Genomic DNA, 24,413 nt, shown 5'->3' with positions numbered 1-24,413 from the left:
TCGCTTTGATCAACTTCCGGTACCACGTGGTGTCGCTGGCGGCGGTGTTCCTGGCCCTGGCCATCGGCCTCGTCGTCGGCACCGCGGCGGCCAACGGCCCGTTGACCGAGAACCTCAACGAGCAGGTCAACACGCTCACCGACGACAAGCAGCAGCTGCGCGACGACCTGGAGCAGTCGCGGGCGGAGCTGAAGAAGAACGCCGACTTCGCCAGCGAGGCCGCCCCGGCGCTGCTGGCGAACAAGCTCGCCAACAAGAACGTGCTGCTGGTCAAGCTCGACGGCAGCGACAGCGGCGACGTGAACACCGCCACCGACGGCGTGGCCACGATGCTCGGCACGGCCGGGGCCAAGGTCGTCGGCACGGTCACGATCAAGGAGAAGTTCACCACGCCGGCGAGCGGCGCCAACCTGCTCAACCTGGCCGAGTCCTCGGCCCCGGCCGGCGTCAGCGGCGCCCTGCCCAGCCAGGCCAACGGCGTGGACACGTCGGCCGCGCTGCTGGCCGCGGTGCTGTTCGGCAAGGCCGGCACCCCGCAGATCGAGGGCACCCGCACGGTGCTGTCGGCCTACGAGAGCAGCGGGTACATCGGCCTCGACGGCGACTTCAAGACCCCGGCCGAGGCGGCGATCATGGTCGCCGGCGCGCCCGCCAGCGGCAAGGACGCCAAGGAGCGCAACGCCGCCGTGCTGACCATCGCCACCCGCTTCGACGTCGGCGCCCGGGTCGTCGTCGCCGGCCTGTCCGCCAACGGCCTCGTCTCCGCCGTGATGGGCGACGCGACCGTGGCCAAGTCCATCTCCACCGTCGACAACGCCGTCACCGCCTACGGGCAGGTCGCCGCGGTCATGGCCCTGACCGAGCGGCTCGCCGGCAAGGCCGGGCACTACGGCAGCGGCGACGGCGCCACCAGCCTGCTACCGAAGACGGCGAGCGTGACAAATGGCTCGTAGGTTCATCCTGGGCGCCCTGGCCGGCCCGGTCGGCGGCGGCGTCGCCCGCGCGGTGCTGCGCGCGCTGCAGGACCACCCGAAGCTGGCCCGCACCAACTTCCGCGGCCGCAACGTGTCGCTGGCCGGCGGGCCGGCGCTGGCCGCCGGGGCCACCGCGGGCGCGATCGTGCACCGGCCCGAGCACGCCGCCGCCAGCGCGATCGCCGGCCTCGGGTCCGGGGCCGTGGGGCTGTACGACGACCTCGTCGGCGGCCGCCCCGAGCACGCGGCCAAGGGCTTCAAGGGGCACCTGGGCGCGCTGCGGGAGGGCCGTGTGACAAGCGGCCTCGTCAAGATCGCCGGGGTCGGCGCGGCCGGGCTGGCCGCCGCCGCGCTGCTGCCCCGCAAGCGGGCCGTCGACGTGGTGCTCGGCGCCGGCGTGATCGCGGGCGCCGCGAACCTGTTCAACCTGCTCGACCTGCGCCCCGGCCGAGCCTTGAAAGCCGGGATCGCCGTCGGTGGTCCACTGGGCGCGTCCGGCCCCCTCGGAGCCGCCGGGGCGCTGCTGCCCGCCGACCTCGACGAGGAGATCATGCTGGGCGACGCCGGGGCGAACGCGCTCGGCGCGCTGCTCGGCGTCGCGTACACGGCCCGCACCGGCACGCTCGGCCGGCTCGCGGCCCTGGCCGGCATCGCGGCGCTGACCGCGGCCAGCGAGAAGGTCTCCTTCACCAAGGTCATCGAGGCCAACCCGGTGCTCAACCGGCTCGATCAGTGGGGGCGCCGCAAGCCATCCCCGTATCCACGCGGGCGCGGGTGACGAGAAGCAGGATCTTCGGTGCGGCGGCACTCGTCGCGGGTCTCACCCTTCTGGCCAGGATTGCCGGATTTGCGCGCATCCTGGTGTTCAACTCGTCGGTCGGGCCGACGCGGCTCGGCGACGCCTACCAGGCCGCCAACACGATCCCGAACATCATCTTCGAGCTCGTCGCCGGCGGCGCCCTGGCCAGCCTCGTCGTGCCGCTGCTGGCCGGCAAGGACAAGGCGACCGTCGGGCGCACCGTCGGCGCCCTGCTCACCTGGGTCGTGGCCCTGCTGACCCCGATCGCGCTGCTGGTCGCGCTGCTGGCGCACCCGCTCGTCGGGCTGCTCACGGCCGGGCAGCCGGCCGAGGTCGTCGACGCCGGCGCGCGGATGCTGCGGGTCTTCGCGCCGCAGCTGCCGCTGTACGGCGTCGGGATCGTGCTCACCGGGGCGCTGCAGACGTACCGCCGCTTCGCCTGGCCCGTCATCGCGCCGCTGCTGTCGAGCCTCACCGTGATGGTGGTGTACGTCGCCTTCGGTGTCGTCGCCGGGCGCGGGGCCGCGCTGGCCACCGTGAGCGGCGGGGAGCTGCTGCTGCTCTCCGGCGGTACCACCGTTGCCGTGGCGGTGCTGTCGCTGTGCCTGGTCGCCCCGGTGAGCCGGCTCGGGCTGCGGATCCGGCCCGCGGTCCGGCTCGACGTCGGCGCGCTGGCCACCCTGCGCCCGCTGGTCGTCGCCGGGATCGTCACCGTCGGCACCCAGCAGCTGGTGCTGGGCCTGGCCATCAACCTCGTCAGCTACAGCCCGGACGACGGCGCCATCGTCGTCTACAGCCTCGCCCAGACGATCTTCCTGCTGCCGTGGGCGGTGCTCGCGGTGCCGGTGGCCACGACGGCGTACCCGGCGCTCGCCGAGCACGGCGCGGCCCGGGACCGGGCCGCGTTCGCCGCCGCCCTCGCGCCGGCCGTGCGCGCCGTGGTGCTGCTGTCCTGCCTCGGCGCCGCCGCGCTGATCGTGCTCGCCCGGCCGATCGCGGTCCTGCTCGCCGCCGCCTCCTCGCACCCGCCCGCCGTCGGGCCGCTCGCCGCCGGGATCGCCTGGTTCGCGCCCGGGCTGCTCGGGTACGGCCTGTTCGCCCTGCTGTCGCGGGCCCTCTACGCCGGCGGCAACGCCTACCCGGCCGCGGTCGCGACGGCGGTCGGCTGGGCCGCGGCGGCGGTCGCGGCCCTGAGCCTGGCCTCGGCGCTGCCGGTGGCGGACCGGGTCGCGGCCGTGGCCGCGGCGAACTCGATCGGCATGCTCGTGCTCGGCGCGGCGCTGCTCGTGGCCGTGCACCGGCGGGCGGGGGGCGCGGCGCTGGCCGGTACCGCCAGAACGGCATCGATCTGTGTCGCCGCCGCGGCCGTCGCCACCGGCGCCGGGCTGTTCCTGCGCGCCCACCTGGCAACCCCGGGTGCCGGCGGGGCGGTCCTGCAGGGCATGCTGTGCGGAGTCGTGGTGGCGGCGGTGTATCTCGCCGGGGCGGCCTTCGCGGACCGCCGCACGCTGCGCCGACTACTCCGACGAAAGGATGGATAGTGGGCGCCCGCATCGCGTTGGTCCTCGCCTCCAGCACGGGCGGCATCGGCCGGCACGTCGGCATGCTCGCCGAGGGCCTGGCGGCGCGCGGCCATGAGGTCAGCGTGCACGGGCCCGCCGCGACCGATGAGCAGTTCGGGTTCGAGGCCCGCGGCGCCCGGTTCGTGCCCGTGGAGATCCCGGCCAGCCCGCAGCCCGGCGACGTGCTCGCCGTGCGCGCCCTGCGCCGCAGCCTCCGCGACGCCGACGTGATCCACGCCCACAGCCTGCGCGCCGGGCTCGTCGCCGCGCTCGCCCGCGCCGACGGCACCCCGCTGCTGGTCACCTGGCACAACCTGGTGCTCGCCACCGGCCTGCGGGCCCGGCTCTACCACCCGCTCGAGCGCCGGGTCGCCCGCGCCGCCGACGTCACCCTCGCCGTGTCCAGTGACCTCGCCGCCCGCGCCGCCGAGCTCGGTGCGCGCGATGTCCGGCTGGCGAAGGTACCGGCGCCCGTGCCCCGGCCCGTCCGGCGCACCGCCGGGGAGATCCGCGCCGAGCTCGGGGCCGAGCCGGGCCAGCCGCTGGTGCTCGCCGTCGGCCGGCTGCACCCGCAGAAGGGCTTCGAGACGCTCGTCTCGGCCGCGGCGCGCTGGCGCGACCGGGACCCCGAGCCGTTCACCGTGATCGCCGGCAGCGGCCCGTCGTACATGTCGCTGGCCCAGCGCATCTCCGTCGAACACGCCCCGGTCCACCTGCTCGGCCACCGCGACGACGTGCCCGACCTGCTCGGCGCGGCCGACCTGGTCGTGGCGACGAGCGTGTGGGAGGGCCAGCCGCTGTTCATCCAGGAGACCCTGGCCGCCGGGGTACCGCTGGTGTCGACCGCCGTCGGCGGCGTGCCCGAGGTCGTCGGCGACGCCGCGCGCCTGGTCGAGCCGGCCGACGTCGACGCCGTCCACGAGGCGGTCGTCGAGCTGCTCGACGACCCCGCCGCCCGCGCCGACCTGGCCCGCCTCGGCCTTGCCCGCGCCGCCGGCTGGCCCACCGAGCGCGACACGATCGACCAGGTCGAGGCGGTGTACGCCGAGCTGCGCACCGCCCGCGGGGCGGGCTGATGCGCCACTGGCTGCACCGGTTCTCCCCGGCACTGCTGGCGCTGCTGGCCGGCCTGGCGGGTGTCGCCGCGCTCATCCCGCGCCCGGCCGCCGTACCCGCCCAGCCGACCGCCGACTACGTGATCATCGTCGGCGTCGCCGGGCTGCGCTGGGACGACGTCAACGCCGCCGACACCCCGGCGATGTGGCAGATGGCCCAGGACGGCGCGATCGGCGCGCTGTCGGTGCGCTCGGCCCGGCGGATCACCTGCGCCGGCGACGGCTGGCTCACCCTCGGCTCCGGCAACTTCGCCGTCTTCACCCCGGGCCCGGTCACTCCGGTGTGCCCGCCGCTCGACGTGCCCATCACCCGGAACACGACAAGCGCCACCCTGCCCGACCAGGGCGACCTCGTCACCCGCAACAGCAACCTGCACTGGGGCGCCCAGCCCGGGGCCCTGGCCGAGGGCGTGCGCTGCACCACCGCGGTCGGTCCGGGCGCGGCGGTCGCGGCGGCGCGGCCGTACGGCCGGGTCGACCGGTACTCCGAGACCCTCGACGACAGCCTGCTCGACGCCTGCGCCCTCACGCTCGTGGACCTCGGCGAGATCGCGGGCGACGACCCCGTGGCCCGGGCCGCGGACGCCCGCCGCGCCGACGCCGCGCTGGCCGGCATCCTCGCCGCCCGCCCGGAGCACTCCGTCGTCATGCTCGCCGGGCTGTCCGACCTCGACGCCACCAGCCGGCTGCACGTGGCGATCGCGCAGGGGCCCGGGTTCACCGGCGGCTGGCTGACCTCGCCCTCGACGTCGCGGCCCGGGTACATCCAGGTCGTCGACCTCGCCCCGACCGCCCTCGCGGCCCTCGACCGGCCCATGCCCGGCAAGCTCTTCGCCGGCGCCGCCGCGTCGACCGCCGACAGCGGCCGGCCGGCCGACGTCACCGCGGCCGTGAGCCGGCTCGCCGACGCCGACCGCGAGGCGAGCGTCCAGCGCCGCGTCGGCACCAACTTCTTCACCACCCTCGTCGTGGCCGAGCTTCTGCTGTTCCTGGCCGTGGTACCGCTGCTGCAGCGAGCCCGCCGCCCCGCCGGCCCCCTCGCCCACCGGCCGATCCCGCGCCCGCTCGTGCGGGCCGCCGAGGTGCTGCTCATCGCCGCGTCCCTCGCCGTGCCGGCCGCGCTCGTCGCCGACCTCCTGCCCTGGTGGCGCTGGCCCCGCCCCGGCATCGGCTTCGGCGGCGTCACCCTCGCCGTGACAGCCACCGCGACGTTCGCGATCGCGTTCCTGACCCGCCGCAGCCGGGCCATCGCCCCGCTCGGCGGGGTCGCGGCCGTCGCCGCGCTCGCCGTCGCCTTCGACGTGCTGACCGGCTCGCGGCTGCAGCTCAACGGCGTCGCCGGCTACTCCGCGGTGGTCGGCGGCCGGTACGCGGGCGTCGGCGTCATCGGCCTGGGCCTGCTCGCCACCGGGGCCCTGCTCGGCGGGGCCGCGCTCGCCCAGCGCTTCGAGCGCCGCTGGCGGACGTTCGTCATGGCCGTGATCGGGGCCGTCGGGATGGTGATGATCGGCAGCCCGTACCTCGGCGCCGACGCCTCCGGCGCGGTGGCCCTCACCGCCGGCGGGTGCCTGGCCGCGGCGATGGCCGTCGGCGGCTGGCTGACCATCACGCGCCTGCTCTGGGCCGCGGGCGCGGCGCTGTTCGTGAGCTCGGGCTTCGCGATCCTGGACCTGTTCCGGCCGGAGGCGCAGCGCAGCAGCGTCGGGCGGCTGCTCGTGCGCACCCAGGACGGCACGGCGGGGTTCATCGCCCGCCGCATCGCCGAGGCCGACGTGGTGACGACGGTCACCAGCCCGCTGACGGTGCTGGTGCTGGGCTGCGTGGTGTACGCGACGTTCGTGCTGCTCCGCGACTGGGGCGGCCTGCGTCGGCTGCTGGGAGTCTTCCCGCCGGTGCGTGCCGCCCTCTCCGGCCTGGTCGTGGCGTGCCTGCTGGCCGGCGTCGTGGAGGGCGTGTCGTTCAACGTGCTGGGCGCCGCCCTGGCGACGGCGCTGCCCCTCGTCGTCCTGTCCTGCCTGCGCGTCCTGGAGCACGCCGACGACCGCACCCCGGCGGCGCCGCGGGTGCCCGAGGCGGCGCTGGAGAGCTGAGCCCGGGGCCCTACCCGACCAGCTCGGCCGTCGCCTCCCACAGGCGCCGCTCGCGGGCGCGGTCCTGGGCCACCGGTTGTACCGGCGTCACCTTCGTCTTCACCACGAACGCGCCGTCGCGCAGGCCGGCCCACCGGTCGTCCAGGGCCATCGCGGCCAGCAGCGGGCCCGAGCGCTGGGGCGTCGACACGCCGGGGACGCGGGCCAGGGCGCGGCTCATCGCCTGGAACGCCGCCGGTGCGCCCCGGCCCAGCGCGGTGCCCGGCATCCAGCCCGGTTCGAACACCGACACGTTCACCCCGTCGGCGGCGCGGCGTTGCAGCTCGTGGGCGTAGTACAGCAGGGCCAGCTTGGCGTTGGAGTAGGCGACGCCGGAGGTGGTCAGGCTCGGCGTCTGCGTCGCGGGGGCCGGGCGGGCCAGCTCGACCGGGTCGGACCACTCGGCCGCGGCCACGTGCAGCAGCCGGCGCCAGAAGTTCGCGTGGTACGTGTTCGAGCCGAGCAGGACGATCCGGGCCGGGGCCGTCAGCGAGCCGAGCAGGTCGCCGATCAGCCGGGCGTGGGCGAGGTAGTTCACCGCGAACGTCAGCTCGTAGCCGTCGCGCGACGACTGCCGGGTGTCGGTCGACATGATGCCGGCGTTGGCGACCAGGGCGCGCAGCGGCCGTACGGTGCCGGCGGCCAGCAGCTCGCGCACGGTCGCCGCGGCGGCGCGCACGTCGGACAGGCTCGACAGGTCGGCGCCGATCTCGTGCACGCGGGCGCCGCGGGTGCGGGCCTCCTCGGCCACCGCGGTCAGGTCCCGGCCGGGGCGGCCCACCAGCAGCAGGTCGGGGCGCCGGGCCGGTGGGCGGTCGGCCATGGCGAGCACGGTGTGGCGGCCCAGGTTGCGGGTCGGGCCGGTGATCAGCGCGGTTCCGGGTTCGGTCATGGCTCCAGGCTGCGGGAACGGCCGCGGCGCAGGCAGTCGTCGGTTTTTCGTAGGACTGCCAGGACCAGGACAACCCCGTTCGGTGCGCGCAGACTGGGACGCGTGGAAGCGTTGGACTTCGGCCGGACGGTGCGCCGCTGGCGGGACCGGGTGACGCCCGAGGCCGTCGGCGTTCCCGCCGGCCGCCGGCGCCGGGCCAGCGGGCTGCGCCGCGAGGAGCTGGCCGGGCTCGCCGGCATCTCGGCCGACTACCTGACCCGCCTCGAGCAGGGGCGCGCGACCGCGCCGTCGGCGCAGGTGGTCGAGGCGCTCGCCCGGGCGCTGCGTCTGGCCGACACCGAGCGCGACCTGCTCTACCGGCTGGCCGGGCACGCCGCGCCGGGGCCGGATGTCGTACCGTCGCGAGTCACGGCGAGCGTGCAGCGGCTGCTCGACCGCCTGTCGCACACCCCGGTCGTCGTGTACGACGCGACCTGGACGCTCGTGCTGGCCAACGCGCCCTACGACGCGCTGATGGGGGAGACGACCGCCTGGCGCGGCCGGGAACGCAACGCCGTGTGGCGCAACGTCGCCCGGCTGCCCTCGCGGGTCGTGCACACCCCGCGGGAGCAGGCCGAGCACGAGGCCCGGCTCGTGGCCGACCTGCGCCTGACGGCCTTGCGCTACCCGGCCGACCGCGCCCTGCGGCGCCTGATCGCCGACCTCGCCGCCGGCAGCCCGCGGTTCGCGGAGCTCTGGGACGCCGACGCCCCGCCGCCGCCGGCCGAACCGTCCCGGCGCAAGACCATCGACCACCCGGCGGTCGGGCGGATCACTCTCGACTGCGACACGCTGATCGTCGCCCAGGACGACCTGCGCATCACCGTCTACACCGCCGAGCCCGGCACCGCGGACGCCGACCGCCTGGCCCTCGCCGTCGTCCTGGGCACGCAGTCGCTAGTGCCCTGACGGGCCGAGGATGGGCGTACCGGAGCTGCGTGAACGGCCGCGGAACTCGGCCAGCACGGTGCCGTCGGCGCGGTGCACCGTCACGTCGTAGAGCCCCGACCGGCCGCGGCGCGCCCGCTCCACCGCCGTCGCGGTCAGCTCGTCGCCCGCCCGCGCCGGCTCCAGGAACGACACGTCCGCGCCGGCCGCGACCGTCACCCGGTCGTACGTGTTGCACGCGAACGCGAACGCCGTGTCGGCCAGCAGGAAGACGTAGCCGCCGTGGCCGATGGCGTGGCCGTTGAGCATCGCTGACGTCACCGTCATGGTGGCCGTGGCGCGGCCCGGGCCCACGCCGCCGATCCGGACGCCCAGAGACTGTGACGCAGTGTCTCCGGCGTACAGGGCGGCGGCGCAGGCCTCGGCGAGTTCCTGCGGGGTCACCCGGCCTCGGCGGCCGGGCGCAGCGTCTTCCAGCCGCTGGCCCGCGCCTGGGCCGCGCCGAGGATGCCGATCACGCAGGCGGCGTTGGTGATCTCTCCGGACAGGGCCATGGTCACGGCCTCGTCGAGGTCGACCCAGTGCAGCTCCAGGTCGGCCTCCTCGTGGGTGCGCTCGTAGGCGTCCCCGTCCGGCTTCGGGCCGACGTCGCGGGCGAGGAAGAGGCGGATCTTCTCGTTGGAGCAGCCGGGGGTGGTGTGCACCTCGGCCAGCAGGTCCCAGCGGCCCGCGACGAGGTCGGCCTCCTCGGCCAGCTCGCGCGCGGCCGCGTCGACCAGGGCCTCGCCGGGCACGTCGATGAGGCCGGCCGGCAGCTCCCACAGCACCTGGCGGACGGCCGGGCGGTACTGCCGCACGAGCGCGACCCGCCCCTCGCCGTCGAGGGCCACGACGCCGACCGCGCCGACGTGCACCATGTAGTCGCGGTCGACGACCTCGCCGCCGGGCATCTCGACGGCGTCGGTGACGACCGAGAAGACCCGGTTGCGCAGCCGCTCGGTGTGCGAGCGAACCTCGTACGTCGTCATGCCGCGACCTCCGCTTCGCTCCGGCCGCTCATGCGTCCACCGTCTCCAGCTCGACCGGCAGGCGGTCGGCCGCGTTGTAGGCGACCGCGGCGCCGACGAACGCGGCGAACAGCGGGTGCGCCCGGGTCGGGCGGCTCTTGAGCTCCGGGTGGGCCTGGGTGGCCACGAAGAACGGGTGCTGCTCGCGGTCGAGCTCGACGAACTCGACAAGCCGCCCGTCGGGGGAGGTACCCGAGATGAGCAGGCCGGCGCCGGTCATCGCCTCGCGGTACGCGTTGTTGACCTCGTAGCGGTGCCGGTGGCGCTCGGAGACCTCGGTGGCGGCGTACGCCTCCGCGGTCAGCGTCTTCGGGGTGAGCACGGCCGGGTAGGCGCCCAGCCGCATGGTGCCGCCGAGGTCGCCCTTGCCGGCGACGATGTCGTGCTGGTCGGCCATGGTGGAGATGACCGGCTCGCTCGCCTCCGGGTCGAACTCCAGCGAGTTGGCGGCCGGGATGCCGGCCACGTGGCGCAGCACCTCGATGGTCATGCACTGCAGGCCCAGGCACAGGCCGAGGGTGGGGATGCCGCGCTCGCGGGTGTACTGCGCCGCGCCGATCTTCCCCTCGATGCCGCGCACGCCGAAGCCGCCCGGGATGACGACGCCGTCGACGCCCGCGAGGGCCTGGGCCGCGCCGGCCGGGGTGGTGCAGGCGTCGCTGGGCACCCAGCGGATCTCGACCCGGGCGCGGTGGGCGAACCCGGCGGCGCGCACGGCCTCGGTGACCGAGAGGTACGCGTCGGGCAGGTCGACGTACTTGCCGACGATCGCCACCGTGACCGTCTGGCGCGGGTGGTGGACCCGGTCGAGCAGGTCGTCCCACTTCTTCCAGGCGACGTCCCGGAACGACAGGCCCAGGCGCCGCACGACGTAGGCGTCCAGCCCCTCCTCGTGCAGCACGCGCGGGATGTCGTAGATCGAGGGCGCGTCGGGCGCGGAGACCACGGCCTCGGCGTCGACGTCGCAGTACAGCCCCAGCTTGTTCTTGGTCTTCTCCGGGATCTCCCGGTCGGAGCGGCAGACCAGCGCGTCGGGCTGGATGCCGATGCTGCGCAGGGCCGCGACCGAGTGCTGCGTCGGCTTCGTCTTCAGCTCGCCGCTCGGGGCCAGGTAGGGCACCAGCGACACGTGCAGGAAGAAGCAGTTGTCGCGGCCGATGTCGTGGCGGACCTGCCGGATCGCCTCGAGGAACGGCAGCGACTCGATGTCGCCGACGGTGCCGCCGACCTCGGTGATCACCACGTCGGGGGCCACGCCCTCGGCGTTGGGCTCCGACATCGCGCGGATGCGGGCCTTGATCTCGTTGGTGACGTGCGGGATGACCTGGACGGTGTCGCCGAGGTACTCCCCGCGCCGCTCCTTGGCGATGACCGCCGAGTAGATCTGGCCCGTGGTCACGTTCGCGTTGCGCGACAGGTCCTGGTCGAGAAAGCGCTCGTAGTGGCCGATGTCGAGATCGGTCTCGGCGCCGTCTTCGGTGACGAACACCTCGCCGTGCTGGAAGGGGTTCATCGTGCCGGGGTCGACGTTGAGGTAGGGGTCGAGCTTCTGCATGACGACCCGTAGCCCGCGCGCGCTGAGCAGGCTGCCGAGGCTGGAGCCGGTGAGGCCCTTGCCGAGTGAGGAGGCGACGCCCCCGGTGACGAAGATGTGCTTGGCCTGCCGGCTGGCACCGGTCCGAGCTACTGAGGACAAAGCTGCTCCCGTGGGGTTCGTCACGCTGCCGAGTCAGCGATCCACGGGAGTCCAGCCTAACAGCAGGTAAACGGCGGTGCGGAAGGGCGCACCGGAGGTCACACGCGTCACACGTCCGTGCGTGATTTTCCGGGCACGGTGAGCTATCTGGCGGCGGCGATGTCGCGACTTTCCCAGGTCCGCTGCTTGGGCCGGGTGCGGGCCACGATGAGCATCGCCCGGCCCAGCTGGCCGGTGCTCGTCGCGATGCCGGGCGCGAAGCGGACCAGCAGCGCCGCGAGCGGGCTGAGGACGGTGTAGGCGATGTGGTACCAGCGGACCCGGGAGCGCACCCCGTGCTCGGGGCGGATGAAGCCGGGCCGGAACGCGTAGCCGGTCAGGTCGAGCGCGGCGACGTCGTCCTCGGTGCGGCCCTTGACGCGGGCCCACATCTGCCGCCCGTCCCGGTTGGTCCCGGCCCCGGAGACGTAGACGAACACCATCCCGGGGGCCTGCGCGGCGGCCTGCCGGGCCGCGGCGAGCGTGTAGTCGTACGTGATGCGCGTGTAGTCCGCCTCGCTCATGCCCACGGAGCTCACCCCGAGGCAGAAGAAGCAGGCGTCGTACCCGCCGAAGCCGACGCCCGCGAAGTCGGTGAAGTCGGCGTGGACGACCTCGCGCAGCTTGGGGTCGCTGACACCGGTCGGGGTCCGGGTCACCACCAGGACCTCGGACACGTCGGCGGCGAGCAGGCATTCCCGCAGCACGCCCTGGCCCACCATGCCGGTGGCCCCGAAGACGATGACCTTCATGCGCTCATTGTGCCCTGATGGCGGAGAGTGTCGCGTTCTCCAGCGTCGTGTTCAGGTCCGAGCTGGTCGCGGCCCTTGCTGCAGTCGATGGTGGGGCAGCCGGTGACCGCCGGGATCGCCGCCGCCGCCGAAATGACCATTTTGCGAGTCATATCCGGATTTTGTCACTCGTCCGGCGGGCGGCGTTGCTGCTTGCGCCGAGACGTGTGCCGCTTCGACTCCAGGCGCCGCTCGACGGCGCCCTTGGACGGTTTCGTGCGTTTGCGCGCCCGGGGTGGCGGGGCGATCGCGGCCGCGACGACCGCGGCCAGGCGCTCCTCGGCCGCGCGGCGGTTCTGCAGCTGCGAGCGGTGCTCCGACGCCGTGATCGACAGCACCCCGTCGACGAGCCGGCCCGCCAGCCGCGCCAGCGCCCGCTCCTTGAGCGCCTCGGGCAGCGCACCCGTCGCGAGCAGGTCGAAGCGGAGCTCGACGCGCGAGTCGGAGGTGTTCACCGACTGCCCGCCGGGGCCGCCGGAACGGCTGAACCGCCAGCTCAGCTCGGCCCGCGGCAGCGCGATGTCATCGGTCACCCGCAGGTCGTCATCCATGGCCCCCAGCATGAGGGGCGCGGTCTGCACCTTGCACCCGAGGGTGACTTGACGCCGGCCCGGCAGAAGGGCGATGTACGCTCAGCGAGGCGAGACGCAGCGGAAAGGTGACACCGTGGCTGAAGCCGTTCAGACGACGGCGCTGCTGGTCGAGGACTTCGACGTCGCACTCATCACCCCGGTCCGTCATGCCGTGAGCCGCGGCGCCGCCGCGGCGGGGCTGACCGGGCAGCGGCTCGAAGACTTCGTGCTCGCGGTCAACGAGATCGTCACCAACGCCGTGCGCCACGCCGGCGGCGGCGGGACCCTACGCCTGTGGCTGACCGGCGCGGCCCTGGTCTGCGAGGTCGTGGACAAGGGGGCGGGTATCCCCGAGGAGCGGCTCAGCGGCGACAGCGCCCTGCCGCCCAGCAGCGCGATCAGCGGCCGCGGGCTGTGGCTGGCCCGGCACCTGGTCGACGACGTCGCCGTGACCACCGGCGAGGCCGGAACAATTGTGAAGCTGAGCAGCGCCCTGCCGGACTAGTCTGCCCGCGTGCTGCGACCCGAGTACCCCATCCGCACCGAGCGGCTCACGCTGCGCCCGTTCGCCGACGGCGACTACGACGACCTGCACCTCATGACCGGCGACCCCGACGTGGTGCGGTACCTCTACTGGGAGGTCCACACGCCGGAGGAGACCCGCTCGGCGCTGGCGCGGCGCAAGGGCCAGACCGCGCTCACCGACGAGGGCCAGTGGCTGGTCCTCGCCATGGAGGCGGCGCCCGCGGGCGAGCCCCGCGTCGTCGGGCAGGTGGTGCTGCGCTGGGCCAGCGTCGTACACCGGCAGGGCGAGCTCGGCTTCACCCTCAGCCCCGCCTTCCAGGGCCACGGCTACGCCCGCGAGGCGGCCGAGGCGATGCTGGGCCTGGGCTTCGAGAGCCTCGGCCTGCACCGGATCTACGCCGCCTGCGACACCCGCAACGCGCCCTCCTGGGGCCTGCTCACCCGCCTCGGCATGCGCCGCGAGGCGCACTTCGTCGAGGACGAGATCTTCAAGGGGGAGTACGGCGACCAGTACATCTACGCCATGCTCGACCGCGAGTGGAAGGAGCGTCAGAGCTCGTCGAGGTAGCGCCAGGCGCCGCCGACCTTGAGGAACCGGCTCCGGTCGTGCATCTTGCCCGACCGGCCGTCGGTGACGAACCGGGCCTGGAACTCCACGACGCCCTCGGTGTCGAACAGCCCGCCGCCCTCGCGGCCGAGGATCGTCAGCCCCTGCCAGTTCTGGTCCGACTCCAGCGTCAGCGCGCGCGGCTTGGTCCGCTCGTGCCAGGTGCGCAGCAGGAACTTGCGGTCGCCCACGACGTACGCTGAGTACCGCGCCCGCATCAGCAGCTCGGCGCTCGGCGGCTCCGCGCCGCGGTGGTACTTCCCGCAGCACTCGTCGTAGGGCTCGCCGAGGCCACAGGGGCAGGTGTCGGGCAGGGTCATGCCGAGCATTGTTCCCGATGGGCCTGCGGTGACACCCCGCGGACACGCTTGAACGCGGCGCTCAGCGCGAAGGCGCTGCCGTAGCCGACCCGGCGGGCGACCGCGCCGAGCGTCGCGTCCGGCTCGAGCAGCAGATCGGCGGCGAGCGCGAGCCGCCAGCCGGCCAGGTAGGCCATCGGCGGCTCACCCACCAGCTCGCCGAAGCGCCGGGCCAGCAGCGCCCGGGACACGCCGACCTTCGCGGCCAGCCCGGCGACCGTCCAGGGCAGCGCGGGGTTGTGGTGCAGCAGCTGTAGGGCCGGGCCGACGACCGGGTCGGACTGGGCGCGGTACCAGCCCGGGGCGCCCGAGCCGGGCCGGGCCAGCCAGATCCGCAGCGCGGTGATGAGCATCAGGTCGAGCAGCCGGTCGAGCACCGCCTCCTGGCCGGGCCGGTCCTTGGCGATCTCGTCGGCCAGCAGCGGCACCAGCGGCGTGTCCCACTCGGCGCGGTGCACCACCAGCACCCGCGGCAGGGCCGTGAGCAGCCGCCGACTCACCTCGCCGGTGAGCTGGTAGGCGCCGGTGAGGATGAGCGTCGGGCCATCGGGATCGGTGCCCCACGTGCGCACCCCGAGGTGCATCTGCTCGGCCAGGTCCACGCCGTCCGGGGTGGTGCAGCGCTGCCCCGGATGGATCACGATCTGCGGGGCGGCGCCGGGCGGCTCGGCGACCGTGTACGGCTCCGGCCCGCGGATCACCATCACGTCACCCGCTCCCGCGGCCATCACCTCGCCCACCCCCGAACCGGGATCGGGGTCGCCGACGTAGTACGCCTCCCCGCGCACCACCGCCGCGACGGCCAGGGCGGCCTCGTCGCGGATGCGCAGCGACCACGGCGGCGTCAGGACGGAGCGGAGCAGGAAGGCACCGCGGGCCCGGGGGCCGTCGAGCAGTGCGGTGAGCGCGTCCACGCCCCCACCGTAGACGGTGGATTATGCATCGGCGCGCCTCGGCCATGGTGCGTCTCAGCCGCGGCCGATTCACTGAGATGCATGAGAAACGTCGTCCTCGCCGCCACCACACTGCTCGTCGGCCTCTCCGCCGGCGTCTTCTTCGCCTACTCCACCTCGGTCATGCTCGCCCTGCACAAGGTCGAGGACCGCACGTTCATCGACGTGATGCAGAAGATCAACACGTCGATCCTCAACGGCTGGTTCCTGACCGTGTACGTCGGCGCCCTGCTGCTGACGATCGCCGCGGTGCTGCTGCACCTCCCGGCGGGCCGGCGCGCGCCGCTGCCGTGGCTGCTGGCGACGCTGGTGCTGTACGGCATCGTCTTCGTCGTCACCGCCGCGCTGAACGTGCCGATGAACAACACCCTCGACGCCGCCGGGCCGGTCGCGGCGATCGCCGACCCCGCCGCGGTCCGCCAGGCCTTCGAGGGGCCGTGGGTGGGCTGGAACCTGGTGCGCAGCGTCGCCTCGGCCGGCTCCCTGCTGACGGTGGCGGTCGCCCTGCTCAGAGCGTGATCCCGGTCTTGGCCCGGTCGATGGATTCGGGGGCGGCCGGGCCGCCGGGGTTCTCGGTTGCGAGGGCCTGGTTGAGCTCCACGAACGGGCGCATCCGGGCCTCGTAGGCGGCGAGCCCGCCGGCCCCGGCCCGGGCCAGCTCCTCGGCGAGCACGTAGGCGCCGACCAGGGCCAGGCTGGTGCCCTGGCCGGACAGCGGGGACGGGCAGTAGCCGGCGTCGCCGAGCAGGGTGACCCGCCCGGACGACCAGGCGTCCAGGCGGACCTGGGCCATCGCGTCGAAGTAGAAGTCGGGGGCGGCGTCCATGGCCGCCAGCAGGCGCGGGATCTCCCAGCCCAGGCCGGCGCAGCGCTCGTGCACGAGACGGCGCTGGGCGTCGAGGTCGTGGCGGTCGTACCCGACCGGCCCGGACATGAAGCCGACGTTGACGCGCAGCTCGCGATTGTCGCGGGCGGTGTAGATGCCGGCCCCGGCCCCGGTCCGGTCGTCGCGCAGCCAGACCTGCCACTCGTCGAGGCCCAGGTCGTTGGGGGCGGTGTAGACGGCGACGTAGGCGCCGAGGTGGTGCGGCACCGCGTCCGGGAAGATCGCCCGGCGCACCGCGGAGTGCAGCCCGTCGGCCCCGACCACCAGGTCGAACCGCTCCGTCGTCCCGCCGCGCAGGCGCACGTCCACGCCGTCGGCGTCCTGCTCCAGCCCGGCGATCGCCTCGCCGTAGCGGAGGTCGGCGCCGCCGGCCGCGCCGGCCAGCAGCGCGACCAGGTCGTCGCGCAGGATCTCGACGTCGTCGCTGTCCAGGCGCCCGCTGCTCGGCGCGAACTCGGTGGACCGGAACAGCTCGGTGCCGTCCGCGGCGAGCATCGAGGAGCCGCGCATCCGGGTCCGGGCCTTGCGCAGGTCCCCGAGCCGCCCCATGCGGTCCACGACGTCGAGCGCCGCGCCCCGCACGTCGAGCGCCTGGCCGCCGGGGCGCGGGGCCGGGGCGCGCTCGACGATCGTCGCCTCGGCGCCGTGGTGGCGCAGCCAGTACGCGAGCGCCGGTCCGGCGATGCCCGCCCCGCTGATGAGTACCCGCATGATGCCTCCCGTTGTTGTACGACGTACGCAACTGTATGTACGCCGTTGAGCGGTCAGCAAGGCGGAATGTGTACTATGACAGTCATGACCGAGGCGCCCTATCAGCGGATCGTCGCCGACATCGCCGAGCGCATCGGTGACGGGCGGCTGCGCCCCGGCGAGCGCCTGCCCGCGACGCGCCGGCTGGCCAAGGACCACGGGGTCGCGCTGGCCACGGCCACGAAGGCCCTGGCCGCGCTGCAGCAGCAGGGCCTGGTGGTCTCGAAGCCGCGCTCGGGCACGGTCGTGGCCGGGCTGGCGACGACGACCCCGCCGCCGGTCGTGCCGCGCGGCCCGTTCGGCACGGCGGACCTCGTCCGGGTCGCCATCGGGATCGCCGACGCCGAGGGGCTCGCCGCGCTGTCCATGCGGGGCGTGGCCGCGAAGCTCGGGGTGCCCACCATGTCGACGTACCGGCACGTGGAGAGCAAGGAGCGGCTCGTCGCGCTCATGGCCGACGCGGCCTACGGCGAGCTCGACGTGCCGACCGCGGACGACTGGCGGGCCGGGCTCGAGGCGTCCGCGCGGGCGCTCTGGACGCTGTACCGCCGCCACCCCTGGCTGGCCCACGTCACGCCGCTCACCCGCCCGCTGCCGCTGCCCAACCTGATGCGCCACGGCGAGGTGATCCTGCACGCGCTGGCCGGGCGCGGCCTCGGCGCGGCGGCGCGGCTCGACCTGCAGATCGTCCTGCTGACCCACGTGCAGGGCCTCGCCGTCCAGCTCGAGGCCGAGGCCCAGGCCCAGGCGGCGACCGGGCTGACCGAGGACGACTGGATGGACGTGCACGGCCCGGCCCTGGAGGGGATCGCCGCCACCGGCCGTTACCCCGGCTTCGCCGCGCTCCTGCGGGACTTCACCGCGGCCGGCGGCTACGACCTCGACCTCGACCGCATCTTCGAGCTCGGCCTGCGCACCCTGCTCGACGGCCTGGCCGCGACCGTCTTCCGCGACCGCTAGGGGCTGTATCGAAGTGGATGGCCGGGCTGCGGCGGACTCAGGCGTCGACCCCCACTTCGATACAGCCCCTAGCCCAGCGGCTGGAAGCGGTAGCGCTCGTCGGGCTGGCCGTTGCAGTCGAAGATGCGCGCGACGGCTCCGGGCGCCGGGTTGCCGCTCTCGATGGTCAGGCAGCGGTTGCTGTTGGGGTTGAGCAGCCGGTACGCGCCGTTGTCGGGCACCAGCTTCCACAGCTGCCCGATGTCGGCGTGGCAGTCCCACAGCCAGACCTGCGCGAAGTTGTCCTTGGCGTTGTTGGCCACGCTCAGGCACCGGTTGTCGGCGGCGTTGACGAACTGGAAGGTGTCCTGGGAGTCGCCGATCGCCTGCGGTACCCACAGCTCCGTGGGGTTGTTGCCGTCGCACCCCTGCTGGGTGGTGTTGCCGCCGTTGCCCCCGTTGGCCTGCAGGCACAGGCCCGAGTGGTCGGGGCGCATCAGCGACGGTTTCGCGGCGAGCAGTGCGGCCTTCTTCGGGGGCGGCGACGGGCTCGGGGTCGGGCTCGGCGGGGGAGCGGGCGACGACGGCGGGGCGGCGGCCGGGGCCGAGGACTCGGCGCCGACGCTCGGCGGCGCCTGCTGCGCGCTCGTCGACTGCGGGTCGTCGGACATGAACGCCTGGACCGCGAAGACGATGCCCGCGATGATCGCGAGCACGGCGACGCCGGCCGCGCCGAGCAGCAGCTTGTCGGGCCGGGGCCCGGGCAGCGAGGGGCGGGGCCCGCCGTAGACGGTCATGGCCGCACAGCATAGATCACGGTGGCGCCCGTACAACTTGTCAATCCCGCTGCTCAGGAGTTCACACTGTGCGGCCGATGGGTAGAGGTGAAGGGCCATAAACTCCGCCTTGTACACACAGCGCAATGAGGCGCTGAGTGGAGAGGGGTCATCAACGTGAAGGTCGCAATTCCGCGCGAGGTCAAGAACCACGAGTACCGCGTGGCCATCACGCCCGCCGGCGTCCACGAGCTCGCCGCGAACGGGCACGACGTCTTCGTCCAGTCCGGGGCCGGCGAGGGTTCGTCGATCACCGACCAGGAGTACCGCGAGGCCGGCGCCGTCATCCTGCCGACCGCCGACGACGTGTGGGGCGAGGGCGACCTCGTCCTGAAGGTCAAGGAGCCCATCGCCGAGGAGTACCACCGGATGCGCGCCGGGCAGGTCCTCTTCACCTACCTGCACCTGGCCGCGTCCCGCGACTGTACGCAGGCGCTCGTCGACCGCAAGGTCACCGGCATCGCCTACGAGACGGTCGAGCTGCCGGACCGCTCGCTGCCGCTGCTCGCCCCGATGTCCGAGGTCGCCGGGCGGCTGGCCCCGATGGTCGGCGCCTATCACCTCATGCGCGCGGGCGGCGGGCGCGGCGTGCTGCTCGGCGGCGTGTCCGGCGTCTACGCGGCCAAGATCGTCGTCATCGGCGCCGGCGTCTCCGGGCTCAACGCGGCCGCGATCGCGGTGGGCATGCAGGGCGAGGTGCTGCTGCTGGACAAGAACATCGCCCGCCTGCGCGGCGCCGACGCCATCTACAAGGGGCACCTGCAGACGATCGCCTCGAACGGGTACGAGATCGAAAAGGCGGTTCTGGACGCCGACCTCGTGATCGGCGCGGTGCTCGTGCCCGGCGCGAAGGCCCCGAAGCTCATCAGCAACGACCTGGTCAAGCGCATGAAGCCCGGCAGCGTGCTCGTCGACATCTCCATCGACCAGGGCGGCTGCTTCGAGGACTCCAAGCCGACCACGCACGACGAGCCGACCTACCGGGTGCACGACTCGCTCTTCTACTGCGTGGCGAACATGCCCGGCGCGGTGCCGCACACCAGCACTTACGCGCTGACCAACGTGACCCTGCCGTACGCGCTGGAGCTGGCCAACCGCGGCTGGCGCGACGCCCTGCGCAGCGACCGGGCCCTGGCCCTCGGCCTCAACACGCACGACGGCGCGGTCACCTACGGCCCCGTCGCCGAGGCGCACGGCATGAGCCACGTTGCCCTGGACGCCGTGCTGGCATAGAACACCATGGTGGACCTGCGCCGCACCGTCGACTCCTACCTGGACCACCTCACGGTGGAACGGGCGCTGGCCGCCAACACCCTGGCGTCGTACCGCCGCGACCTCGACCGCTACGTCGGCTGGCTGGTCGCGGCGGGCCTCGCCGACCTCGCCGACGTGACCGCGCGCGACATCGCCGCCCACGTCGCCGACCTGCGCACGCCCGCCGACGACGCCCCGCCGCTGTCGGCGTCCTCGGCCGCCCGGGCCGCCAGCGCCGTGCGCGGCCTGCACCGCTTCGCCCTGCTCGAGGGCATCACCCCGGACGACCCGGCGCGCGAGGTGAAGCCGCCGCGGCTGCCCAAGCGGCTGCCCAAGGCGCTCGACGTCGACCAGGTCGGCCGGCTGCTGGCCGTGCCGGCGGCCACCCAGGGCGGCCCGCTCGACCTGCGCGACACGGCACTGCTCGAGTTCCTGTACGGCACCGGCGCCCGCATCTCCGAGGCCGTCGGGATCGCCGCGGACGACCTCGACCTCGACGCCCGGCCGGGGATGGCGACCCTGCACGGCAAGGGCGGCAAGACCCGGCTCGTGCCCATGGGCAGCTACGCGCGCGCGGCCCTCGACGCGTACCTGGTCCGTGCCCGCCCGGCGCTGGCCGCCAACGGGACCGGGGTGCCGCACGTGTTCCTCAACGCCCGCGGGGGCCCGCTGTCGCGGCAGAGCGCGTGGACGATCCTGCGCAAGGCCGCCGACCGCGCCGGGCTGCCGGTCGACGGGCCGTCCGGGGTGTCGCCGCACACGCTGCGCCACTCGTTCGCCACGCACCTGCTCGACGGCGGGGCCGACATCCGGGTCGTGCAGGAGCTGCTCGGGCACGCGTCGGTGACCACGACCCAGGTGTACACGCTCGTGACCGTCGACCACCTGCGCGAGGTGTACGCCACCGCCCACCCGCGGGCTCGCTAGCGTTTGCCAACGCTTGTTGGCCTACAGTGGTCGGCATGACTCGTCGCTCCGATGCCACGCGCGCCGCCATCCTGAAGGCCGCCCGGGTCCGCTTCGCCGAGGACGGCTACCAGCGGGCCACCATCCGGGCGATCGCCGCCGACGCCGCGATCGACCCGTCGATGGTGATGCGGTACTACGGCAGCAAGGAGCGCCTCTTCGCCGCGGCCGTCGACATCGACCTGCGCATGCCGGACGTGTCGGAGCTGCCGCCGGAGCGCATCGGGCCGGAGCTCGTCCGGCACTGGGTGCGCCGCTGGGAGGAGGACCCGACCGGTGACGTGCTGCTGACGCTGCTGCGCTCCGCGGCCACCGACGAGACCGTCGCGGAGCGGGTCCGGGACGTCTTCCAGGAGCAGATCGTGCCGATCGTGCTGCGCCTGTCCGGCGGCGACCGGGCCGAGGCCTCGCAGCGGGCCGGGCTGCTCGCGACCCAGATGCTCGGGCTGGCCATGTGCCGGCACATCCTGCGCATCCCGCCGGTCGCGGCGATGACGACGGAGACCGTGGTCGAGCGGGTGGGGGCGACGGTCCAGCGGTACCTCACGGGCGTGTTGTGAAAAATGGTCCGTTTGCCGACTGGAATCCGGTTCGGGGTGCACTACATGTGGAGGGTATGACCGCATCTGCCTCACCGGAGCCGCAGCGCCGCATCCTCGTCGCGGTCGACGTCGAGAAGTACTCGCGGCGGGAGAATCTGCTGCAGTACCACATCCAGGAGGATTTCCACCGGACCCTCGCGGAGGCGGCGGAGCGGCTCGGGCTCGACCGCGGCGCCTGGCTCACCCAGGCGGCCGGCGACGGCGAGCTGGCGGTGCTGCCGGCCGCGGCCTCGGAGCCGCGGGTCGTCGCGCACCTCGCCACCACGCTCGACGAGCTGCTGCGCGCGCGCAACGCCGGGCTCCCCGGCGAGCGGCACATCCGGGTGCGGGTCGCGGTGCACGTCGGGCTGGTCCACCTCGACGGGGCGCTCGGGTTCCCGGGCGCGGCGGCGGTCGTGGTGAGCCGGCTCGTCGACGCGCGCCCGCTGAAGCTCGCGCTGGCCGCGTTCCCGGCGGCGGGGGCGGCGCTGATCCTCTCCGAGCAGGTCTACGACGACGTGGTCGCGCAGCGGTACGAGGACCTCGCGCCGGAGGCATTCACCCCGGTCCGCATCGAGCTGGCCGACAAGGGGTTCGACGAGGCCGCCTGGGTTCGCGTGCCCGGCGCGGCGCCGCTCGACCTGGCGCGGGTCCTGGCCGACTTCGCGCCCTCGGCCCCGCCGCCGGCCGGCCCCGCGGGATCGGGCAGCACCTACCGCATCGACACCCTGACGACGAACGGCCCGGCGGTCTTCGGAGACCATGGCCGGGCCGTGTCGATCAATCAGGAGCCGTCGAACTGACTCACTTGTGGCGGTTGTACATCCTCGGCGCCTTCGGGCTGCCGCCCTTCCCGACGCCACCGCCGCCCCGGCCGCCGCCTCCGGTAGGGAAGGTGCGGTTGGCCTGGGCCCGGCGGATCGCCTCGAGCGGGTTGGCGGGCCGGTCCTCGTCGGTCTCTTCCGGCTCCGGTTCCTGTACGTCGTCTACAGCAGGCATGGTGGCGTCTCCTTCGCGGATGCGGGCTGGCGGGTTGACAGGCTGCGGCCGCGCGGTAGCACGAAGCGGGAAAAATGAACCCACAACGGGGGCCGACCGGCTGCTCGGGGCAGCGGCGGCTCGCGCGGCGTCGATGGGCTCAGAAACGCATGCGTCGACGGTAGCAGCACCCCGGCCGTTCGCGCACGCGAGTTTTCGGCCGGGGTGCCTTTTTCTGGCTCTACCGTCTGGCTCTACTGGCTGCTGAACACCTTCACGGCCGGCAGCCAGGCGCCGGGTTCGTCCGGGTCCATGGGCTTGATGCCCAGGGTGATCTGCGTGAGGGCGGCCGACGGCTTCGAGTTGGTGACCTCGCCGGAGACGAACACGTCGCCGTTGCCGAGGATCCGCGTGCACCGCACCTGGCCGCTGCAGTCGAGCCGCCCCGCCATCTTCGACCCGGCGTAGGACCGGCCGGTCGCGAGGGTCAGCGTCGTCAGGTCGTCGAAGTTGTACGGCTCGTACAGCGGCAGCGGCGGAGGCTTCAGCGTCAGGCGGACCGCCGAGGCGGCCGGCTCGTCGCTGGGCACGTCGTCGCCGTAGCTCGCGGTCAGCAGCTGATAGCCCCGCGGCACCGTCGCCGCCTGGAACGCCACCGGGAACTGCCGTGGCGCGCTCGGGGCCAGGCCGTCCGCGATCGTGAGCAGCTCGTCGCGGCCCGGGACGTTCTCCCAGGCCGTCCAGTAGATCGCGGCCCAGGCGCCGTCGGTGTACTGCCAGGCGAGCGTCGGCACCAGGGCGTCGCGGCCGTACATCGCCTTGGCGGCCCCGGGCGGTATCGACGGGCCGGTCGGGCCGCCGGAGTAGGCGAGGAACCCCACATCGCCGTCGCCGACCTGGATCTTCTCGCCGCCCTTCTCGAAGAGGGCGGGTTCGAAGGCGCCGGGGCGGTACACCACCAGGGTTCCCCCGCTCGAGACCTCGGACGCCCGGCTCGCCGACGGTTTGGCCGTCGCCAGCGGCTGCGCCGGCTGCGCCGGCTCCGTCGGCTCGGGCCCCGGGCCGGGGTCGATCGAGGACTGCTGGTAGGCGTTGGTGACCAGGTCGGGGGCGCTGACGATGTACGGCCCGGCCTTGTAGCCCTGGTAGGTCGTGACGAACGCGGGCGCCTCGGCGAACTCGGTAAGCGCCGGCGAGGCGCTGGGCAGCGCGCTCGGGTCGACGGCCGGGGTCAGCGCGCGGGGCGTGCCGGTGAGCATGAGCGCCGCGGTGACCGCCGCGATCGCCGTGACCGTGCCGCCGGCGACCGAGGAGAGCAGGGCCATACGCCGGCGGCGCCGCACCAGGTGCCGCCCCGCGGCGGTGATGTCGTCAACGCTGAGCCGCGGTGGCGGCGCGTCGTCCCGGACCGACGTCAGCAGCGTGTGCAGATCCTGTTCCATGCCCTTCCCTCCCATCCTGGTCGTGGCCGATCCCGATACCACCCGCTGCAGGGCCCCCCGCAACGTCGTCCCGGACACGGAGCTCTTCCGTGCCGAGCAGCGCGCGGAGGGCGGCGAGCCCGCGGGCGGTCTGACTCTTGACGGTCCCCGGCTGGCGGCCGAGCACCTCGGCGGTCTCCTCAACGCTCAGTCCCTCGTAGTACCGCAGCACCAGCACGGCGCGCTGGCCGGGTGCCATACGGGCGAGCGCGGCACGGATCCGGAGCCGCTCGTCGACCTGATCGGCGTGGTCGGGCCCGGGCAACTCGGGCAGCGCGTACCCGGCCGACCGCTCGCGCCGCCGCCAGGGCCGCCGCGACTCGTCGACCAGTGCGTGCACGATCGCCCGCCGCACGTACGCCAGCGGGGTGTCGACCTTCGTCCAGCGCACATACAGCTTCGCCAGCGAGGCGGCGACCGCGTCCTCCGCGGCGTGCCAGTCCCCGCACGTCAGGTAGGCGAGTGAGCGCAGCCCGTCGAATCGCGCGGTGACGAATTCGCGGAAGTGCGCCTCGTCGTCTTGGTTCACCCGTTCGGGCTCCCTTCGTCCGGGGGTAGACGCAAGCGCCCTGGAGAGGGTTGCACACGATCGGGGGATTTTTCGTCGCCCGCTCGGCCCCGCCAATTGGCGCATTACGGCCGTTCTGCGCCCAGCTCGACATGTCGGGCGCTCCGCGCCACGACATGTCGGTTTTATCGTGATATTTCGCGGCGAGCCGATGGATTCGGGGAGCC

Annotated in this window: 26 protein-coding genes and 1 pseudogene; 14 read left to right on the top strand and 13 right to left on the bottom strand. The window is 74.0% G+C overall.

Annotation, left to right across the window (positions count from 1 at the left end):
- Positions 1–5 precede the first annotated feature (5 nt).
- The 5 genes from AB0B76_RS46350 to AB0B76_RS46330 are packed head-to-tail and all read left to right on the top strand — an operon-like array spanning position 6 to position 6,540.
- The gene (locus AB0B76_RS46350; protein ID WP_360388578.1) at positions 6–953 is read left to right on the top strand and encodes a copper transporter; all 948 of its coding nucleotides are present in this window, start codon (positions 6–8) and stop codon (positions 951–953) included.
- The gene (locus AB0B76_RS46345) at positions 943–1,752 is read left to right on the top strand and encodes a hypothetical protein (protein ID WP_360388575.1); all 810 of its coding nucleotides are present in this window, start codon (positions 943–945) and stop codon (positions 1,750–1,752) included. Before AB0B76_RS46350 ends, AB0B76_RS46345 begins: the two co-directional genes overlap by 11 nt.
- The gene (locus AB0B76_RS46340) at positions 1,749–3,314 is read left to right on the top strand and encodes a lipid II flippase MurJ (protein WP_360388573.1); all 1,566 of its coding nucleotides are present in this window, start codon (positions 1,749–1,751) and stop codon (positions 3,312–3,314) included. The genes AB0B76_RS46345 and AB0B76_RS46340 overlap by 4 nt, the downstream gene beginning before the upstream one ends.
- Positions 3,314–4,411, top strand: a complete 1,098-nt coding sequence (locus AB0B76_RS46335) for a glycosyltransferase family 4 protein (RefSeq protein WP_360388571.1) — start codon at positions 3,314–3,316, stop codon at positions 4,409–4,411. Before AB0B76_RS46340 ends, AB0B76_RS46335 begins: the two co-directional genes overlap by 1 nt.
- Positions 4,411–6,540 carry a hypothetical protein gene (locus AB0B76_RS46330; RefSeq protein ID WP_360388568.1) on the top strand — a complete coding sequence of 710 codons (2,130 nt, stop codon included), beginning with the start codon at positions 4,411–4,413 and terminating at the stop codon, positions 6,538–6,540. The genes AB0B76_RS46335 and AB0B76_RS46330 overlap by 1 nt, the downstream gene beginning before the upstream one ends.
- A 10-nt stretch (positions 6,541–6,550) precedes the next feature.
- Here the strand turns inward: AB0B76_RS46330 and AB0B76_RS46325 are convergent, their stop codons facing one another.
- A complete protein-coding gene (locus AB0B76_RS46325; RefSeq protein WP_360388565.1) occupies positions 6,551–7,471 on the bottom strand; it encodes an SDR family NAD(P)-dependent oxidoreductase in 921 nt (306 codons plus the stop codon).
- Positions 7,472–7,573: 102 nt separating this feature from the next.
- On the opposite strand from AB0B76_RS46325, the gene AB0B76_RS46320 reads away from it, so the two are divergent.
- A complete protein-coding gene (locus AB0B76_RS46320; protein WP_360388563.1) occupies positions 7,574–8,419 on the top strand; it encodes a helix-turn-helix transcriptional regulator in 846 nt (281 codons plus the stop codon).
- Here the strand turns inward: AB0B76_RS46320 and paaI are convergent.
- From paaI to arfB, 5 genes and pseudogenes are all read right to left on the bottom strand, one after another.
- Positions 8,408–8,842 (bottom strand): hydroxyphenylacetyl-CoA thioesterase PaaI, encoded by a 435-nt coding sequence (gene paaI, locus AB0B76_RS46315; RefSeq protein WP_360388560.1) that lies wholly within the window; start codon positions 8,840–8,842, stop codon positions 8,408–8,410. The two genes, AB0B76_RS46320 and paaI, sit on opposite strands and share 12 nt — an antisense overlap.
- Positions 8,839–9,426, bottom strand: coding sequence for an NUDIX hydrolase (locus tag AB0B76_RS46310; protein ID WP_360388557.1), 588 nt, complete (start codon positions 9,424–9,426; stop codon positions 8,839–8,841). The genes paaI and AB0B76_RS46310 overlap by 4 nt, the downstream gene beginning before the upstream one ends.
- A 28-nt stretch (positions 9,427–9,454) precedes the next feature.
- A complete protein-coding gene (locus tag AB0B76_RS46305) occupies positions 9,455–11,161 on the bottom strand; it encodes a CTP synthase (protein ID WP_360388554.1) in 1,707 nt (568 codons plus the stop codon).
- 143 nt (positions 11,162–11,304) lie between these two features.
- Complete coding sequence (locus AB0B76_RS46300; protein ID WP_360388551.1) at positions 11,305–11,952, bottom strand: epimerase; 648 nt, start codon at positions 11,950–11,952, stop codon at positions 11,305–11,307.
- A 164-nt stretch (positions 11,953–12,116) separates the two neighbouring features.
- Positions 12,117–12,521: pseudogene (gene arfB / locus AB0B76_RS46295) on the bottom strand (alternative ribosome rescue aminoacyl-tRNA hydrolase ArfB); the annotation flags it as partial.
- A gap of 136 nt (positions 12,522–12,657) precedes the next feature.
- On the opposite strand from arfB, the gene AB0B76_RS46290 reads away from it, so the two are divergent.
- The gene (locus AB0B76_RS46290; RefSeq protein ID WP_360388549.1) at positions 12,658–13,068 is read left to right on the top strand and encodes an ATP-binding protein; all 411 of its coding nucleotides are present in this window, start codon (positions 12,658–12,660) and stop codon (positions 13,066–13,068) included.
- A gap of 9 nt (positions 13,069–13,077) precedes the next feature.
- On the top strand, positions 13,078–13,656 hold the full coding sequence (locus AB0B76_RS46285) for a GNAT family protein (RefSeq protein ID WP_360388546.1): 579 nt from the start codon (positions 13,078–13,080) through the stop codon (positions 13,654–13,656).
- Here AB0B76_RS46285 and AB0B76_RS46280 read toward each other — a convergent pair.
- Together AB0B76_RS46280 and AB0B76_RS46275 are read right to left on the bottom strand one after the other, a co-directional pair.
- A complete protein-coding gene (locus AB0B76_RS46280) occupies positions 13,638–14,015 on the bottom strand; it encodes a YchJ family metal-binding protein (RefSeq protein WP_360388544.1) in 378 nt (125 codons plus the stop codon). The genes AB0B76_RS46285 and AB0B76_RS46280 overlap by 19 nt on opposite strands.
- On the bottom strand, positions 14,012–14,968 hold the full coding sequence (locus AB0B76_RS46275) for an AraC family transcriptional regulator (protein WP_360388541.1): 957 nt from the start codon (positions 14,966–14,968) through the stop codon (positions 14,012–14,014). Before AB0B76_RS46275 ends, AB0B76_RS46280 begins: the two co-directional genes overlap by 4 nt.
- 81 nt (positions 14,969–15,049) lie before the next feature.
- On the opposite strand from AB0B76_RS46275, the gene AB0B76_RS46270 reads away from it, so the two are divergent.
- Positions 15,050–15,526 carry an anthrone oxygenase family protein gene (locus AB0B76_RS46270; RefSeq protein ID WP_360388538.1) on the top strand — a complete coding sequence of 159 codons (477 nt, stop codon included), beginning with the start codon at positions 15,050–15,052 and terminating at the stop codon, positions 15,524–15,526.
- On the opposite strand, the gene AB0B76_RS46265 is transcribed toward AB0B76_RS46270, so the two are convergent.
- Positions 15,516–16,604: an FAD-dependent monooxygenase gene (locus AB0B76_RS46265; RefSeq protein WP_360388536.1), complete on the bottom strand. Its 1,089-nt coding sequence runs from the start codon at positions 16,602–16,604 to the stop codon at positions 15,516–15,518. The two genes, AB0B76_RS46270 and AB0B76_RS46265, sit on opposite strands and share 11 nt — an antisense overlap.
- Before the next feature lie 84 nt (positions 16,605–16,688).
- On the opposite strand from AB0B76_RS46265, the gene AB0B76_RS46260 reads away from it, so the two are divergent.
- Entirely contained in the window at positions 16,689–17,603 is a 915-nt protein-coding gene (locus tag AB0B76_RS46260; RefSeq protein WP_360388533.1) for a TetR/AcrR family transcriptional regulator C-terminal domain-containing protein, read from the top strand.
- Between the two features lie 68 nt (positions 17,604–17,671).
- On the opposite strand, the gene AB0B76_RS46255 is transcribed toward AB0B76_RS46260, so the two are convergent.
- A complete protein-coding gene (locus AB0B76_RS46255; protein WP_360388530.1) occupies positions 17,672–18,379 on the bottom strand; it encodes an RICIN domain-containing protein in 708 nt (235 codons plus the stop codon).
- A gap of 156 nt (positions 18,380–18,535) precedes the next feature.
- Between AB0B76_RS46255 and ald the strand changes: the two genes are divergently transcribed.
- The 4 genes from ald to AB0B76_RS46235 are packed head-to-tail and all read left to right on the top strand — an operon-like array spanning position 18,536 to position 22,022.
- Positions 18,536–19,651 carry an alanine dehydrogenase gene (gene ald / locus AB0B76_RS46250; RefSeq protein WP_360388527.1) on the top strand — a complete coding sequence of 372 codons (1,116 nt, stop codon included), beginning with the start codon at positions 18,536–18,538 and terminating at the stop codon, positions 19,649–19,651.
- A 6-nt stretch (positions 19,652–19,657) separates the two neighbouring features.
- Positions 19,658–20,599 carry a site-specific tyrosine recombinase XerD gene (locus tag AB0B76_RS46245; RefSeq protein WP_360388524.1) on the top strand — a complete coding sequence of 314 codons (942 nt, stop codon included), beginning with the start codon at positions 19,658–19,660 and terminating at the stop codon, positions 20,597–20,599.
- Between the two features lie 35 nt (positions 20,600–20,634).
- Positions 20,635–21,198: a TetR family transcriptional regulator gene (locus tag AB0B76_RS46240; protein WP_360388521.1), complete on the top strand. Its 564-nt coding sequence runs from the start codon at positions 20,635–20,637 to the stop codon at positions 21,196–21,198.
- Between the two features lie 56 nt (positions 21,199–21,254).
- The gene (locus AB0B76_RS46235) at positions 21,255–22,022 is read left to right on the top strand and encodes a hypothetical protein (RefSeq protein ID WP_360388518.1); all 768 of its coding nucleotides are present in this window, start codon (positions 21,255–21,257) and stop codon (positions 22,020–22,022) included.
- A 1-nt stretch (position 22,023) separates the two neighbouring features.
- Here the strand turns inward: AB0B76_RS46235 and AB0B76_RS46230 are convergent, their stop codons facing one another.
- The 3 genes from AB0B76_RS46230 to AB0B76_RS46220 all read right to left on the bottom strand — a co-directional run bounded on the left by AB0B76_RS46230 (position 22,024) and on the right by AB0B76_RS46220 (position 24,207).
- Complete coding sequence (locus tag AB0B76_RS46230) at positions 22,024–22,218, bottom strand: hypothetical protein (RefSeq protein WP_360388515.1); 195 nt, start codon at positions 22,216–22,218, stop codon at positions 22,024–22,026.
- Positions 22,219–22,451: 233 nt separating this feature from the next.
- Positions 22,452–23,639 carry a hypothetical protein gene (locus AB0B76_RS46225; RefSeq protein ID WP_360388512.1) on the bottom strand — a complete coding sequence of 396 codons (1,188 nt, stop codon included), beginning with the start codon at positions 23,637–23,639 and terminating at the stop codon, positions 22,452–22,454.
- Positions 23,569–24,207 carry a SigE family RNA polymerase sigma factor gene (locus AB0B76_RS46220; RefSeq protein ID WP_360388509.1) on the bottom strand — a complete coding sequence of 213 codons (639 nt, stop codon included), beginning with the start codon at positions 24,205–24,207 and terminating at the stop codon, positions 23,569–23,571. Before AB0B76_RS46220 ends, AB0B76_RS46225 begins: the two co-directional genes overlap by 71 nt.
- Positions 24,208–24,413 lie beyond the last annotated feature (206 nt).

The organism is Dactylosporangium sp. NPDC049140, from assembly GCF_040648435.1.
Note: the sequence above shows the minus strand (reverse complement) of the source record. Positions and strands in the feature narration are given on the sequence as shown.